Consider the following 16,337-nt stretch of genomic DNA (forward strand, 5'->3'; position numbering starts at 1 on the left):
CAGGTCGCCCCGGTCGCCCCCGACGTCATGCCGGCCTCCGTCGCCGCGCCAGGACCGCGCGGGGCGGCAGCGGCGCCGCCGCGTCCCGGCCCCGCGGGGCGCCGCGCAGCAGCCGCTCGCAGGGGCGTTCCACCCAGCGGTACAGGGCCCCCGCGGCCACCAGCGAGCCGCCCGCCAGCAGCAGCCAGACGCCGAGCGTCGCGGCCCCCGGCGCCGGGCGGTCCTGGACGGCCAGCCAGCAGCGGACGCCGATCTCGTGCACCAGGTACCAGGCGTACGACCACTCGCCGAGCCGTACGGCCGTCCGGCCCGCCAGCAGCCGGGGCGGGGCCCCGCAGGCGTCCCGCCGGGCGGCGGCCGCCAGCAGGGCGGCGAACAGCGGTGCGGACAGCAACTGGGAGGCGCTGTACGGGCCGTACCAGGAGGAGTCCGGGACGGCGGCGTGCCAGGGGACCAGCAGGACGTGGAAGAGCAGCACGGCGGCGGCCGCCGGGAGGAGCCCCGGCCGCAGGAGGCGCACCCGGGGGAGCACGCCGTGCCGCACGGCCAGGCCGGTGACCACGCCCAGGACGAACTGCGGGGTCCGGGCCGGCGGCAGGTAGTCCAGCAGCCAGCCGCGCACCGTCGGGTCGGCGGGCAGCACGGCGCCGGCCGCCCACAGCACCGGGCCGAGCACGGCGCACAGGGCCGCGAGCGGCAGCCAGGCGCGCCGGCGCGGGGCCAGCAGGCGCAGCAGCGGCGGGAACAGCAGGTAGAACCAGGCCTCGGCGCCCAGCGACCAGGAGGCCGGGTTGCCGCCGTACAGGGTGGGCAGCGCCCACGGGTGCACCAGCGCCAGCGACCAGAGCGCCGCCGCCACCGGCAGCACCGCGCCGATCGCCGCGTCCGCGCCCAGGGACAGCGCGGTGGTCAGCACGTGCAGCGGCCAGATCCGGGCGAACCGGCGGCGGGCGAAGACCCACGGCCGGGCGGGCGAGGCCCCGTACGTCCAGGCCAGCACGAAACCGGAGAGCACGAAGAAGAACGTCACGCCCGAACGGCCGTACCAGGCGAGCGGGCTGAGCAGCGGCAGCTCGCCCACCTTGCGGGAGAGGTGGTAGAGCACCACCAGCAGGGCGGCCCAGAAGCGCAGCCCGGTGAGCGAGGGCAGGCGGCTGGGGCCGGTCGTGGGCATCGGCGCTCCGGGGGCGGGGGACGGGGGCGGCGCCCGGGTGAACGAGCACGGCGGGGCCGAGGTCACGCCGACGGCGGCGGGCGGTCGCGTCCGGCGACGGGGTGCCGGGGCGCGTAACCTGCTAGGGCCCGGACGGACCTGCCAGGCCCGGACGGGCCCCTGGGCGGACGGATGGAGGGGCCGATGGCGGTGGAGGAGCAGCGGGCCGGGAGCCGGGTCAGCCGGCCGGAGAACCGGCTGGTCCGGCGCGGGTTCACCGACCCGGCGCGGGCGGTGCGGCTGTTGGAGGGCCCCGGGCTGGAGGGCCTGGCCGACGACCCCGTGCTGCTGGACGCGCTCGGCGCCACCGCCGACCCCGACCTCGCGCTGCTCGGCCTGTCCCGGCTGCTGGAGGCCGCCGACGCGGCCGACCGGCACGCCCTGCGCGACACCCTCACCACCTCCAAGCCGCTGCGCGACCGGCTGCTCGGCGTGCTCGGCGTCTCCACCGCGCTCGGCGACCACCTGGCCCGGCACCCGCACGACTGGCACGTGCTGGTCACCTTCGAACTGCGCGACATGCACCCCGGCCCGGAGGACTTCCGCCGCTCCCTCGCCGAGGGCGTCCGGGACGACACCCTCGGCCCCGCGAACGCGCTGCGCGTCGCCTACCGCCGCTGCCTGCTCGCCATCGCCGCCCGCGACCTCACCGGCACCACCGACCTCGCGCAGACCGCCGCCGAACTCGCCGACCTGGCCGGCGCCACCCTCCAGACCGCCCTGGACCTCGCCGCCGAGCAGGACCCGGAGGCGGCCGCGGCCTGCCGGCTCGCCGTGATCGGCATGGGCAAGTGCGGCGGCCGCGAGCTCAACTACGTCTCGGACGTGGACGTGGTCTTCGTCGCCGAGCCGCGCGAGGGCGTGGACGAGCACGAGGCGCTCAAGGCCGCCACCCGGCTGGCCGCCGCCCTCACCCGGCTGTGCGCGGACACCACCGGCGAGGGCACCATCTGGCCGGTGGACGCCAACCTGCGCCCCGAGGGCCGCAACGGCCCGCTGGTGCGCACCCTGGCCAGCCACCTCGCCTACTACCAGCGCTGGGCCAAGACCTGGGAGTTCCAGGCGCTGCTCAAGGCCCGCCCGGTCGCCGGGGACGCCGAGCTCGGCGCCGCGTACGTGGCGGCGCTCGCCCCGATGGTCTGGCAGGCCGCCGCCCGGGAGAACTTCGTCGCCGACGTGCAGCAGATGCGCCGCCGGGTGATCGACTCCATCCCGGCCACCGAGCTGGACCGCCAGCTCAAGCTCGGCCCGGGCGGGCTGCGCGACGTCGAGTTCTCCGTCCAACTGCTCCAGCTGGTGCACGGCCGCACCGACCCGGCGCTGCGCAGCGGCAACACCCTGGAGGCGCTGGCCGCGCTCTCCCGGGGCGGCTACGTCGGCCGGGCGGACGCCGCCTCGCTGGACGCCGCGTACCGCTTCCTGCGCTCGCTGGAGCACCGCATCCAGCTGTACCGGCTGCGCCGCACCCACCTGATGCCCACCGGGGCCGAGGACCTGCGCCGGCTGGCCCGCTCACTGGCGGCGCTGATCAACGACGACACCCGCGCCGACCCGGTGGCCGCGCTGCAGCGCGAGTGGAAGCGGCACGCGATGGAGGTCCGGCGGCTGCACGAGAAGCTGTTCTACCGGCCGCTGCTCGACGCCGTCGCCGAACTGCCGCCGGGCGCCACCGGGCTCAGCCCGGAGGCGGCCAGGGCCCGGCTGGAGGCGCTGGGCTACGCGGACCCGGCCGCCGCGCTGCGGCACCTCAGCGCGCTCGCCTCCGGGGTGAGCCGCAAGGCGGCGATCCAGCGCACCCTGCTGCCGGTGCTGCTCGGCTGGTTCGCCGAGTCCGCGGACCCGGACGCCGGGCTGCTCAACTTCCGCCAGGTCTCCGACGCGCTCGGCCGCACCCCCTGGTACCTGCGGCTGCTGCGGGACGAGAGCGCCGCCGCCGAACAGCTGGCCCGGGTGCTGTCGGCCGGCTGGCTCGCCCCCGACCTGCTGCTGCGCGCCCCCGAGGCGGTGGCCATGCTGGGCGACCCGCACGGCCTGGAACCGCGCGGCCGGGCGGCGCTGCAGTCGGAGATACTGGCCGCCGTCGGCCGGGCCGGGTCCACCCACGCCGCGGTGGCCGCCGCCCGCTCGGTGCGCCGCCGCGAGCTGTTCCGCACCGCCGCCGCGGACGTGCTCGGGCGGCTCGGGGAGGACCCGGCCGAGGCGCTGGACACCGCCGGGGAGGCGCTCACCGCGCTCAACGCCGCCACCCTGGGCGGCGCGCTGCGCGCCTGCGTGGCCGGCTGGGAGGCCGAGCACGGGGACCTGCCGACCCGGATCGCGGTGATCGCGATGGGCCGCTTCGGCGGCCACGAACTGGGCTACGGCTCGGACGCGGACGTGCTCTTCGTCCACGAGCCGCTGCTCGGCTCGCTGGAGGAGGCGGCCGCCCGGGCCGCCCAGGCGGTCTGCCACGAGCTGCGCGCCCAGCTGGGCGCGCCGTCCACCGAGCCGCCGCTGCTGGTCGACGCCGACCTGCGACCGGAGGGCCGCAGCGGCCCGCTGGTGCGCACCCTCGCCTCGTACGCGGCGTACTACCGGCGCTGGTCGCACGCCTGGGAGAGCCAGGCGCTGCTGCGGGCCGAACCGGTGGCCGGGGACGAGGAGCTGGGCGCGCGGTTCCGGCAGCTGATCGACCCGCTGCGCTACCCCGGCGGCGGGGTGCCGGAGCGGGACCTGGTGGAGATCCGCCGGATCAAGGCGCGGATCGAGGCCGAGCGGCTGCCGCGCGGGGCCGACCCGACCACCCACACCAAGATCGGCCGGGGCGGGCTGGCGGACGTCGAGTGGACGGTGCAGCTGCTGCAGCTCCGGCACGGGTACGAGCTGCCGGCCCTGCGCACCACCCGGACGAGGGCGGCGCTGGCCGCGGCCGCGGAGGCCGGGCTGGTCGAGCCGGAGGACGCCGAGGTGCTGGACACGGCCTGGGTGCTGGCCTCCCGGGTGCGGGCGGCGGTGATGCTGGTGCGCGGGCGGCCCGGGGACAGCTTCCCGGGGGAGGCCCGGGAGCTGGCGGGGGTGGCCCGCTACCTCGGGTACGGCTCCGGGCACAGCGGCGAGCTGCTGGACGACTACCGGCGGACCACCCGGCGGGCCCGGGCGGTGGTGGACCGGCTGTTCTACGGCGCCGACTGACCGGGGCCGCGCACGGGGACGGCCCGCCCCGGGTACGCGAAAGGGGCCCCGGTCGGGGCCCCTTCGAAGACGGGCGCTAGCGGCGCGCGCTGCTGACCGCGGGCTCGCTCCACTGCTCCGGGACGGTGATCGGCCGGTCGGCCGGCATCTCCCGGGCGGGCACCTTCGGCAGCCGGTAGACCCACTCGTGGTACATCCAGCGGGCGGTGAGGAAGCCCACCATCAGGCAGAGCTCGCCGCCGACGGCGTCCATCCAGAAGTGGTTGGCGGTGGAGACGATCACCACCAGGGTGGCGGCCGGGTACATCAGGCCGAGCACCCTGACCCAGGTGCGGCGGGCCAGGAAGAAGATCGCCAGACCGCACCACATCGACCAGCCGATGTGCATCGAGGGCATGGCCGCGTACTGGTTGGAGACGTGCGCGGCGGGCCCGGAGGCCATCGAGCCCCAGGTGCCGTGGACCTTCACGGTGTCGATGAAGCCGCCGTCGGTCATCAGCCGGGGCGGGGCCAGCGGGAAGAAGTAGAAGCCGACCAGGGCGATCCCGGTGGTCACGAACAGCACCGTGCGGGCCGCGACGTAGCGCCCGGGGTGGCTGCGGTAGAGCCAGACCAGCACGCCTATCGTGATCACGAAGTGCAGGGTCGCGTAGTAGTAGTTCATCCCCGTGATGAGCCACCCGACGCTGTCCACGGCGTGGTTGATCGAGCGCTCGACGGCGATGCCGAGGTGGTTCTCCAGGTCCCAGATCCAGCCCGCGTGCTTCTGGGCTATCGCTTCCTGTTCGGGAACCGCGTTGCGCACGATCGAGTAGACCCAGTAGCTGATCCCGATCAGCGCCAGCTCGAACCAGATCCGCGGCCTGGCCGGTGAGCGGCGCTGGGCGCTGACGCGGCTGCGCAGGGCGGCGGTACGGGACTGGGCGGCACGGGTGGCTCCATCGGGCAGGCGGCCGGGGACGGCCTTCGCTGCTTCGGAACCGCCACCGCTGGCCGCGTCGGCGCGCCGGGCGTCGCCTCGCTGGATCTCGGTCGGTTCCCCCATGGACGGCAAGTCTGCCAGACCGCTCGTAGCCGTCTGCTCATCCTCTGGAAGTGGATTCTTCACCGGCTGTCCCCCTTGAGGGGTAGGGGCCGGCGCCCACCGGGGTAGGGGGTGCTCGGGGGTTGGGTGCATACCGGTGGGACGGACATACGTCCCATTGTCACGCGCGTCGCTCCAGGGGAGTAATCGGGGTGGTCGGAGACGGTCCTCCACCTGGAACTTCCGGCGACGAAACGATTTCTGCATCTTGCTGAAACATATTGCAGGCCGCTAGCTTCCTGGGAAATCGATCGCCCCTTCCCCCTAAGGGAGCCCTCAGTGGCCGATGCCCCGCTCCGCCCCCGACGGAGCACTGCCGAACGAACCCCTGGCCGCCGCAGACCTCCGGGCCGCACGGCCGTCCTGCTGGCCGCGGCCCTGACCGCCGCCACCCTCGGCGGCGCCCCCGCGGCCCTCGCCGCCGCCCCGCCGGCCCCGCCCTCGGACGCCGCGCTGGCGGCCACCGCAGGGCGGCACGACCTCACCCGGGAGCAGTTCTACTTCGTCCTGCCCGACCGCTTCGCCAACGGCGACACCGCCAACGACGCCGGAGGCATCACCGGGGGGCGGCTGGAGAACGGCTTCGACCCCGCGGACAAGGGCTTCTACCACGGCGGCGACCTGGCCGGGCTGATCCAGCGGCTCGACTACGTCCAGGACCTCGGCACCACCGCGATCTGGCTGGCCCCGATCTTCAAGAACAAGCCGGTGCAGGGCAGCGGGGCCGATGCCTCGGCCGGCTACCACGGCTACTGGATCACCGACTTCACCCAGGTCGACCCGCACTTCGGCACCAACGAGCAGCTCAAGGAGCTGATAGCCAAGGCGCACGCCCGCGGCATCAAGGTCTTCTTCGACGTCATCACCAACCACACCGCCGACGTCATCGACTACGCCGAGAAGCAGTACGGCTACCGCTCCGCCGGCGCCTACCCGACGCTCGACGCGGACGGGAACCCGGTGGACGAGACCGCCGTCGCCGACGCGGGCGCCCCCTGGCCGCGGACCACCAAGGACTCCTTCCCCTACACCCCGGTCTTCCGCACCCCGGCCGACGCCGCGGCCAAGACCCCGTCCTGGCTCAACGACCCGGCGCTCTACCACAACCGGGGCGACTCGACCTTCGTCGGCGAGTCCGCCACCGAGGGCGACTTCAGCGGCCTGGACGACCTCGACACCCAGAACCCCAAGGTGGTGAAGGGCTTCGAGAAGGTCTACCAGCAGTGGGTCAAGGACGCCGGCGTGGACGGCTTCCGGATCGACACCGTCAAGCACGTCAACATGGCGTTCTGGCAGCAGTGGGCGCCCGCGCTCAAGGACTTCGCCGCCAAGCAGGGCAACAAGAAGTTCTTCATGTTCGGCGAGGTCTACTCCGGCGACCCGGCGGTCACCTCGCCGTACGTCACCAAGGGCAGGCTCCAGGCCACCCTGGACTTCCCGTTCCAGGGCGTGGCCCGCTCCTACGTCTCGCAGGGCGGCTCGGCGCGCGGCCTCGCCGACGTCTACGCCCAGGACTACCGCTACACCAGCGCCGACACCGACGCGTACGAGCTGCCCACCTTCCTCGGCAACCACGACATGGGCCGCTTCGGCTCCTTCCTGCTCGCCGACAACCCGGGCGCCGACGACGCCACCCTGCTCAGGAAGGACCGGCTCGGCAACGAGCTGCAGTTCCTCACCCGCGGCCAGCCCGTCGTCTACTACGGCGACGAGCAGGGCTTCACCGGCGCGGGCGGCGACAAGGACGCCCGGCAGGACCTGTTCGCCTCGAAGACGGCCTCCTACAACGGCGACCGGGTGCTCGGCGGCCCCTCCGGCCCGGCCGACCGGTACGGGCAGGGCGGCGAGCTCTACCAGGGCATCGCCGGACTGGCCAAGCTGCGCCGCGACAACCCGGCCCTGGCCGACGGCGCCCAGATCGAGCGGTACGCCGCCGACGGCGCCGGCGTGTACGCCTTCTCCCGGATCGACGCCGGGCAGCAGGTCGAGTACGTGGTCGCGGTCAACAACGCCGCCGAGGCGAAGACCGTCACCCTGGACACCTTCTCGGCGGGGATGGGCTTCGACCCGGTCTACCCGGCGGCGGGCGCCCGCGTCACCAGCGGCGCCGACCGCAAGGTGACGGTCACCGTGCCCGCGCTGTCCTCGCTCGTCCTCAAGGCGGGCGGCCGGCTCGCGCCGGTGGCCGCCGCGCCGCAGCTCTCGGTGCAGCCGCCCGCGGACGGCTCGACCGGGCTCGTCACGGTCGGCGCCACCACGGACGGCGGCTTCAACCGGGTGAGCTTCGCCGCCCAGATCGGCAACGGGCCCTGGCAGACCCTGGGCACCGCCGACAACGGCGGGTACAAGGTCACCCAGGACCTGGCCGCCGTCGCCCCCGGCACGGTGGTCCGCTACAAGGCCGTCGTCCGGGACTCCAGCGGCCACCTGCGCTCCGCCACCGCGAGCTTCACCACCGGCACCCCCGCGCCCAAGCCCGCGCCCACCGCCGGCTCCCGCCCGTACGCCGTCGTCCACTACAACCGGCCGGACGGCGACTACGACGGCTGGAACCTCTACGCCTGGGGCGACCTCGCCGACGGCGAGGCCACCCCGTGGCCGGCCGGGCACGCCTTCACCGGGCGGGACGCGTACGGCGCCTTCGCGTACGTGAAGCTCAAGCCCGGCGCCTCGGACGTCGGCTTCATCGTGGAGAAGGACGGCGTCAAGGACGTCGACGCCGACCGGCACCTCGACGTCGGCAGCACCGGCGAGGTGTGGCTTCGGCAGGGCGACCCGGCGGTGCGCACCGCCGACCCGGGGCCGCCGTCTGGGTCGACCGGTCCTGGCCAGCCGGCGAACACCGCCGTCATCCACTACAACCGGGCCGACGGCAACTACGACGGCTGGGGCCTGCACGACTGGACCGGCGCCGCCACCCCGACCGACTGGGGCAAGCCGCTGACCCCGGCCCGCCGCGACGCCTTCGGCGCCGTCTTCGAGGTGCCGCTCGCCCCCGGGGCGACCAGCCTCAGCTACATCCTGCACAAGGGCAACGACAAGGACCTGCCCGCCGACCAGTCGCTGGACCTCGCCGTCAACGGCAGGGAGGTCTGGGTGCTCGGCGGCCGCGAGGGCTACCTGCTGCCGCAGAACCCGGCCGCCTCCTCGCAGATCGACCTCACCGGCGCCAAGGCCCAGTGGATCGACGCGAGGACCGTCGTCGTCCCGGCGAACTACGGCGCGGGCGACGAGGCCCTGGCCGGCGGCACCAGCGCCCAGCTGGTCTACGACCCCGAGGGCGGCATCCGGGCCGACAAGGGCGCGCTGACCAAGCCCGGCAAGTGGCTGCGGCTCACCCCGGCCAAGGGCGGGCTGACCGACGCGCAGAAGGCCGAGTACCCGCACCTGGCGGGCTACCGGGCCTTCACCGTGGACCCCAGGGACGCCGCCCGCGTCCCGGCCGCGCTCCGCGGCCAGCTGCTGTTCACCGAACACCTGCCCAGCGGCGCCGTCCTGGCCGGCACCGGGGTGCAGACCCCGGGCGTGCTGGACGACCTGTACGCCGGGCGGACCGGCAAGGTCGACTTCGGCCCGGCCTACTACAACGGCAAGGTGGCGCTGTCGCTCTGGGCGCCGACCGCGCAGGAGGTCTCCGTCCAGGTCTTCGACAGCGCCACCGGGGGCACCCCGAAGACGCTGCCGCTGAAGCTCGACGACGAGACCGGCGTCTGGGAAGTCGTCCGCGACAAGGGCGAGTTGGACGGCAGGTACTACCTGTACCAGGTGAAGGTCTGGGCGCCGTCCACCCAGCAGCTGGTGGTCAACACCGTCACCGACCCGTACTCGGTGGCGCTGTCCACCGACTCCCGGCGCAGCCTGGTCGCCGACCTCGACGCCAAGGCGCTCAAGCCCGCGGGCTGGGACGACCACGCCCGCCCGCAGGCCGTCCCGCCGGCGCAGCAGCAGATCCAGGAACTGCACGTCCGGGACTTCTCGGTGGAGGACCCCACCGTTCCGGCCGCCGAGCGCGGCACCTACCTGGCGTTCACCGAGTCGGACTCGGCCGGCATGCGGCACCTGCGGGACCTGGCCAAGGCCGGGGTGACCACGGTCCACCTGCTGCCGACCTTCGACATCGCCACCGTCCGGGAGAACCGGGCCGACCAGAAGCTGCCGGCCTGCGACCTCAAGTCCCTTCCCCCGGACGGCCCGAAGCAGCAGGAGTGCGTGGCGGCCGTGGCCGCCGACGACGCGTACAACTGGGGCTACGACCCGCTGCACTACAACGTGCCGGAGGGCTCGTACGCCACCGACCCGAACGGGGTCGCCCGCACGGTGCAGTTCCGGCAGATGGTGCAGGCGATGCACGCGGCCGGGCTGCGGGTGGTGCTCGACGTGGTCTACAACCACACCGCCGCCAGTGGCCAGGCCGAGCACTCGGTGCTGGACAAGGTGGTTCCCGGCTACTACCAGCGGCTGGACGCCGACGGCAAGGTGACGGCGGACAGCTGCTGCGCCGACACCGCGCCCGAGCACGCCATGATGAACCGGCTGGTGGTCGACTCGGTGACGCTGTGGGCCCGCGAGTACAAGGTGGACGGCTTCCGCTTCGACCTGATGGGCCTGGACCCGAAGTCCACCATGCTGGACGTGCAGGCCGCGCTGCGGAAGATGACGCCGGACTCGGACGGCGTGGACGGGAAGAACGTGTTCCTCTACGGCGAGGGCTGGAACTTCGGCGCCGTCGCGAACAACGCCCGGTTCGAGCAGGCCACCCAGCAGAACATGGCCGGCACCGGCATCGCCACCTTCGACGACCGGATCCGGGACGCCGCCCGCGGCGGCAACTTCATGCTGAACTCCGCCCCGCAGCAGGGCTTCGCCTCGGGCCTGTACACCGACCCGAACGGCTCCGCCGCGAACGGCACCCCGGAGGAGCAGAAGGCCCGGCTGCTGCACCAGATGGACCAGCTGAAGGTCGGGCTGACCGGCAACCTGGCCGGCTACTCCTTCACCGACAGCTCCGGAAAGCCCGTCACCGGCGCCCAGGTCGACTACAACGGCGCCCCGACCGGGTACGCGGCCAAGCCCGGCGAGGCGGTGGAGTACGTGGACGCCCACGACAACACCGACCTCTTCGACGCGCTCGCGTACAAGCTGCCGACCGGCACCGCGCCCGCCGACCGGGCCCGGATGCAGGCGCTCGGGCTCTCGCTGACCGCGCTCACCCAGGGCGCGGGCTTCGCCCAGGCCGGCAGCGACCTGCTGCGCTCCAAGTCGCTCGACTCCAACTCCTACGACTCGGGGGACTGGTTCAACGCGATCCACTGGGACCCGGCCCAGGGCAACAGCTGGGGCCGCGGCCTGCCGATGGCGAAGGACAACCAGGAGCAGTGGCCGGCCGCCCGGTCCCTGCTGGCGAACCCGGAGCTGACCGTCGGCGCGGCCGACATCCGGTCGGCCTCGGCGCAGTACCAGGAGTTCCTGCGGATCAAGCAGTCCTCGCCGCTGTTCTCGCTGCCGAGCCTGGCCGCCGTCCAGCAGCGGCTCTCCTACCCGCTCTCCGGCACCGCCGGTGAGACGCCCGGGGTGATCACCCTGCACCTGGACGGCACCGGGCTGCCGGGGGCGGAGAAGGGCGTCACGGTGGTCTTCAACGCCACGCCCACGGCGCAGGCGCAGACCGTGCCGGCGCTGAAGGGCACCGGCCAGGCGCTGCACCCCGTCCAGGCGGGCGGGGCGGACCGGGTGGTGCAGCGGTCCGGCTTCGACGCCGCGACCGGCACCTTCACCGTGCCGGGCCGCACCGTGGCGGTGTTCGTCCAGCGCTGACCCGCCGTCGCCGACCGGTCGGCACCGGTTCGTTCCGGCGCCCACCCGTCCGACACTGATTCGTACACCCGACAACTCCCGGGCCCCGTACCACTGTTCAGGTGGTGCGGGGCCCGTTCGCGGTCGGCGGGGGCACGGTTGCGTTCCGGACGCACGATGGCCGGAAACCGTTGATGGCACGGCCGGAACTGTGACGTGCCGGGTCTGCCGGGCGCTGTCGGCCACCCGCCGGGGCCGGAACCGGCCCTGAGTGCTGGTCACCGACTGCCGGTGGTGATCGAACTTTGTCCGGGGCCATGAAAACCGTGTTCACGAGTTCGTCGTGGGGTAACACAACTGACGGAGCGCCCTCCATACGGTTTCGGTAATGAATCGGCCAATCCGTGGCATGCATCTGTCATTAACGGCTCGTTTGCTGCCACGATTCCCCCGGCTGTAGACGAGGGGACCCCACCCCCCGGTGCAGCTGTTCCAGTTCAGGTGCAGCGCGTCCGACCCTGCAACGAGTTGTGAGCACCGCATCCGCACTCCCGTCGCACCCGGCGGGGGCCCCCACTGCGCCGCGACCCCGCGGCTCAGGTTTCTCTCCACCGTGCGCGACCCAGCGCCGGTCGGAAAAGGAGTCCGCATGTCCCGTTACGCTCACGCACGGAAGGCGGCGGTTGTCATGGCCGCCTCCACCGCGCTGCTGGTCACCGGCATACCGGTGATCGCCCAGGCGGCCACGCCGGACGCGCCGGCCGCCGTCGCGGCCCAGCAGGCGAACCGCGCCCAGCTGATCTCCGCCGCGAACCAGCAGACCACCAGCCTCGCCCAGAGCCTCGGGCTGAGCGGTGAGGAGAAGCTGGTCACCAAGGACGTCTTCCAGGACGCGGACGGCACCCGCCACCTGCGGTACGAGCGCACCCTCAACGGACTGCCCGTCCTGGGTGGGGACCTGGTGGTGCACCAGGCGCCCACCGGTGCGACCAAGAGCGTTGACCGGGCCAGCACCGCCCCGCTGAGCGGTGTCAGCACCACGCCGAAGCTGGCCGCCCCGGCCGCGCAGACCGCCGCGCTCGCCGCCGAGCAGGGCACCGCGGTCGACACCGCGCCGCGCCTGGTGGTCTGGGCCGCGGACAACAGCCCCCGGCTGGCGTGGGAGACCGTGGTCTCCTCGACCAAGTCCGACGGCACCCCGAGCAAGATGCACGTCGTCACCGACGCCACCAGCGGCCAGGTCATCCAGCAGTGGGACGGCATCGAGACCGGCTCCGGCAAGGGCGTCTTCGTCGGCAACGTCACCATCGGCACCACCCAGTCGGGTTCGTCGTACCAGCTGAAGGACGGCACCCGCGGTGGGATGTACACCACCAACCTGAACCACGGGACCTCGGGCACCGGCACGCTGTACAGCAAGTCCACCGACACCTGGGGCGACGGCACCGTCAACAACGGCGAGTCCGCCGCGGTCGACGCCCACTACGGCGTCGCGGCCACCTGGGACTACTACAAGAACACCTTCGGCCGCAACGGCATCCGCAACGACGGTGTCGGCGCCTACAGCCGCGTCCACTACGGCAACAACTACGTGAACGCGTTCTGGGACGACTCCTGCTTCTGCATGACGTACGGCGACGGCAGCAACAACACCGCGCCGCTGACCGAGCTGGACGTCGCGGGCCACGAGATGAGCCACGGCGTCACCGCGGCCACCGCCAACCTGACCTACTCCGGCGAGTCCGGCGGCCTCAACGAGGCCACCTCGGACATCTTCGGCACGATGGTCGAGTTCTACGCCAACATCCCGACCGACAACCCCGACTACCTGATCGGTGAGTTGATCAACATCAACGGGGACGGCACCCCGCTGCGCTACATGGACAAGCCGTCCAAGGACGGTGCCTCGGCCGACTACTGGTCCTCCACCGTCGGCAACAAGGACGTCCACTACTCGTCCGGCGTCGCCAACCACTTCTTCTACCTGCTGTCCGAGGGCAGCGGCGCGAAGACCATCAACGGCGTCAACTACGACTCGCCGACCCAGGGCAACATCGCGGTCACCGGCATCGGCCGGGACAAGGCGGCGGCCATCTGGTACCGGGCGCTGACCACCTACATGACCTCCAGCACCAACTACGCCGCGGCGCGCACCGCGACGGAGAAGGCGGCCACCGACCTGTACGGGGCCGGCAGCGCCGAGCTGGCCGCGGTCGGCACCGCCTGGGCGGGCGTCAACGTCGGCACGGCGCCCAACCCGGGCGGCGTCACCGTCACCAACCCGGGCAACCAGTCCACCGCCGTCGGCGGCGCGGTCAACCTGGCGATCAAGGCCACCGGTGGCACCGCCCCGCTGACCTACTCGGCCACCGGCCTGCCCACCGGCCTGTCGATCAACGCCTCCACCGGCGCGATCACCGGCACCGCCTCCACCGCGGGCACCTACAACGTGACCGTCACGGCGAAGGACTCGGCCGGCAAGACCGGTACGACCAGCTTCACCTGGACCGTCTCCACCGGTGGCGGCGGCTGCACCCCGGCCCAGCTGCTGGGCAACGAGGGCTTCGAGTCGGGCACGGCCACGCCGTGGACCGCGTCGAGCGGCGTGGTGGACAGCAGCGCCTCGCAGGCGGCCCACAGCGGCTCCTGGAAGGCGTGGCTGAACGGCTACGGCTCCACCCACTCGGACTCGCTGTCGCAGACGGTGAGCATCCCGGCCGGCTGCAAGGCGACGCTGAGCTTCTGGCTGCACATCGACACCGCCGAGTCGGGCACCACCGCGTACGACAAGCTGACCGTCTCGGTGAACGGCACCGCGCTGAAGACCTACTCCAACGTGGACGCCGCGGCCGGCTACCAGCAGCGCACCTTCGACCTGTCGGCCTACGCGGGCCAGACGGTCACCGTGAAGTTCGCCGGGACCGAGGACGCCTCGCTCCAGACCAGCTTCGTGATCGACGACACCTCCATCCAGACCGGCTGAACCCGGGCCGGCTCCTGACGGGCCGGTGAACCAGGACAGGTGAGGGGCCCGGCGGCTACGGCTGCCGGGCCCTTGTCGTGCCCGCCCCTCCTGGCCCGGCCCCGGCTCCTCCTCGGCTTCTCCTCGGCGTCTCCCGGGTCTGCTCCCGGGCTCGCTCCCCGGCTCCTCCTCGGCTTCTCCCGGGCTTTCGACCAAGGTCTTGACGGCCCCCGCGGGTGCCTCTAGGTTCGGCGCTGCAAGTTTCCGGCAAGTTGCAGAAACTTCCTGCAGTTCCCCTGCGGCCCTTCCGCAGGCTCCCCCTCCGGCTGCCCCACCCCAGCCACCCCCAGGAGACGACGTGGTCACCACCGCCCCCGCCCGCCGGCCCGCCCGCGCGGCCGGTGCGCTCGCCGCCTCGGCGGCGCTCGCCCTCTCGCTCGGCACCTCCCTCGGTGCCCCCGCCGCCCAGGCCGCCCCGCCCGCCAACAACGGCAAGGACGTCACCGCCACCCTCTTCGAGTGGCGCTTCGACTCCGTCGCCCAGGCCTGCACCTCCACCCTCGGGCCCAAGGGCTACGGCTTCGTCGAGGTCTCCCCGCCGCAGGAGCACATCCAGGGCGCGCAGTGGTGGACCTCCTACCAGCCGGTCAGCTACAAGATCGCCGGACGGCTCGGCGACCGCACGTCGTTCAAGAACATGGTCGCCACCTGCCACGCGGCCGGGGTCAAGGTGATAGCCGACGCGGTGGTCAACCACATGTCGGCGGGCTCCGGCACCGGCACCGGCGGCACCGCGTACACCAAGTACAACTACCCCGGCACGTACCAGGACCAGGACTTCCACGGCTGCCGCCAGCCGATCACCAACTACCAGGACCGCGGCAACGTCCAGAACTGCGAACTGGAGAACCTCTCCGACCTGGACACCGGCAGCGCCTACGTCCAGACCACCATCGCGCACTACCTGGACGACCTGGCCTCGCTCGGCGTCGACGGCTACCGGATCGACGCCGCCAAGCACATCGCCGCCGCCGATCTCGCCGCGATCAAGGCCAGGATGGCCAACCCCAAGGCGTACTGGGTCCAGGAGGTCATCTACGGCGCCGGCGAGCCGGTCCAGCCCACCGAGTACACCGGCACCGGCGACCTGGACGAGTTCCGGGTCGGCACCGACCTCAAGCGGATGTTCACCACCGACAAGCTCGCCAACCTCAGCGGCTGGGGCGCCTCCTGGGGCTACCTGCCGAGCGGCCAGGCGCGCACCTTCGTCGACAACTGGGACACCGAGCGCAACGGCTCCACCCTCAACTCCACCTACGGCAACACCTACACGCTCGCCAACGTCTTCCTGCTGGCCTCGCCGTACGGCGCCCCCAACGTCTACTCCGGCTACTCCTTCGCCAACAAGGACGACGGCCCGCCGAACGGCGGCACCGTCAACGCCTGCTACCAGGACGGCTGGAACTGCACCCACGCCTGGCGGCAGATCGCCAACATGGTCGGCTTCCGCAACGCGGTGGCGGGCACCGGGGTGAGCAACTGGTGGTCCAACGGCGGCAACGCGATCGCCTTCGGCCGCGGCGGCAAGGGCTACGTCGCGATCAACCACGAGGGCGCCGCGATCACCCGGACCTTCCAGACCGGGCTGCCGGCCGGCACCTACTGCGACGTCCAGCACGGCGACCCGCAGGCCGGCGGCGGCTGCACCGGCCCGACCTACCAGGTGGGCGCCGACGGGCAGTTCACCGCGACGGTCGGCGCGGGCGACGCGGTCGCGCTGTACGTCCAGCCCGGCGCGAGCGTCTCCGGCGCCTCGTTCAACGTCAACGCGACCACCACGCCCGGGCAGAACATCTACCTGGTCGGCGACGCCGCGGCGCTCGGCGGCTGGGACCCGGCGAAGGCGCTGCCGCTCTCCTCGGCGGGCTACCCGGTCTGGTCGCTGGCGCTGTCGCTGCCGGCCGGCACGTCCTTCCAGTACAAGTACGTCCGCAAGGACGCGAGCGGCGCGGTGACCTGGGAGTCCGGCGCCAACCGGACGGCGACGGTGCCCTCGGGCGGGACGGTCACGCTGAACGACACCTGGCGGCCGTGAGGCCGGAGCGGACCGGGGC

The 16,337-nt window shown here is 73.1% G+C and carries 6 protein-coding genes; 4 read left to right on the plus strand and 2 right to left on the minus strand.

The genetic code is table 11. The features are described 5' to 3' along the window. Window positions 1–25: 25 nt before the first annotated feature. On the minus strand, window positions 26–1,174 hold the full coding sequence (locus tag ACFU7Z_RS20005; RefSeq protein WP_380778589.1) for an acyltransferase family protein: 1,149 nt from the start codon (window positions 1,172–1,174) through the stop codon (window positions 26–28). A gap of 183 nt (window positions 1,175–1,357) precedes the next feature. Here ACFU7Z_RS20005 and ACFU7Z_RS20010 point away from each other — a divergent pair, with 183 nt between their 5' ends. Further along, the gene (locus ACFU7Z_RS20010) at window positions 1,358–4,384 is read left to right on the plus strand and encodes a bifunctional [glutamine synthetase] adenylyltransferase/[glutamine synthetase]-adenylyl-L-tyrosine phosphorylase (protein WP_380778591.1); all 3,027 of its coding nucleotides are present in this window, start codon (window positions 1,358–1,360) and stop codon (window positions 4,382–4,384) included. Window positions 4,385–4,460: 76 nt separating this feature from the next. On the opposite strand, the gene ACFU7Z_RS20015 is transcribed toward ACFU7Z_RS20010, so the two are convergent. Next, on the minus strand, window positions 4,461–5,429 hold the full coding sequence (locus tag ACFU7Z_RS20015; RefSeq protein ID WP_380778593.1) for a phosphatase PAP2 family protein: 969 nt from the start codon (window positions 5,427–5,429) through the stop codon (window positions 4,461–4,463). A 318-nt stretch (window positions 5,430–5,747) separates the two neighbouring features. On the opposite strand from ACFU7Z_RS20015, the gene pulA reads away from it, so the two are divergent. The 3 genes from pulA to ACFU7Z_RS20030 all read left to right on the plus strand — a co-directional run bounded on the left by pulA (window position 5,748) and on the right by ACFU7Z_RS20030 (window position 16,318). Then, complete coding sequence (gene pulA, locus ACFU7Z_RS20020; RefSeq protein ID WP_380778595.1) at window positions 5,748–11,282, plus strand: pullulanase-type alpha-1,6-glucosidase; 5,535 nt, start codon at window positions 5,748–5,750, stop codon at window positions 11,280–11,282. A gap of 628 nt (window positions 11,283–11,910) precedes the next feature. Then, a complete protein-coding gene (locus ACFU7Z_RS20025; RefSeq protein WP_380778598.1) occupies window positions 11,911–14,244 on the plus strand; it encodes a M4 family metallopeptidase in 2,334 nt (777 codons plus the stop codon). A 337-nt stretch (window positions 14,245–14,581) separates the two neighbouring features. Beyond that, complete coding sequence (locus tag ACFU7Z_RS20030) at window positions 14,582–16,318, plus strand: carbohydrate-binding module family 20 domain-containing protein (RefSeq protein ID WP_380778600.1); 1,737 nt, start codon at window positions 14,582–14,584, stop codon at window positions 16,316–16,318. Window positions 16,319–16,337 lie beyond the last annotated feature (19 nt).

It is taken from the genome of Kitasatospora sp. NPDC057518 (genome assembly GCF_042802075.1).
GTDB lineage: Bacteria > Actinomycetota > Actinomycetes > Streptomycetales > Streptomycetaceae > Kitasatospora.

Excerpts from the sequence above, each read along its gene's own strand:
- ACFU7Z_RS20015 (WP_380778593.1), bottom strand. The coding sequence starts at position 5,429 with ATGGGGGAACCGACCGAGATCCAGCGAGGCGACGCCCGGCGCGCCGAC.
- ACFU7Z_RS20010 (WP_380778591.1), top strand. The coding sequence starts at position 1,358 with ATGGCGGTGGAGGAGCAGCGGGCCGGGAGCCGGGTCAGCCGGCCGGAG.
- ACFU7Z_RS20005 (WP_380778589.1), bottom strand. The coding sequence starts at position 1,174 with ATGCCCACGACCGGCCCCAGCCGCCTGCCCTCGCTCACCGGGCTGCGC.
- ACFU7Z_RS20025 (WP_380778598.1), top strand. The coding sequence starts at position 11,911 with ATGTCCCGTTACGCTCACGCACGGAAGGCGGCGGTTGTCATGGCCGCC.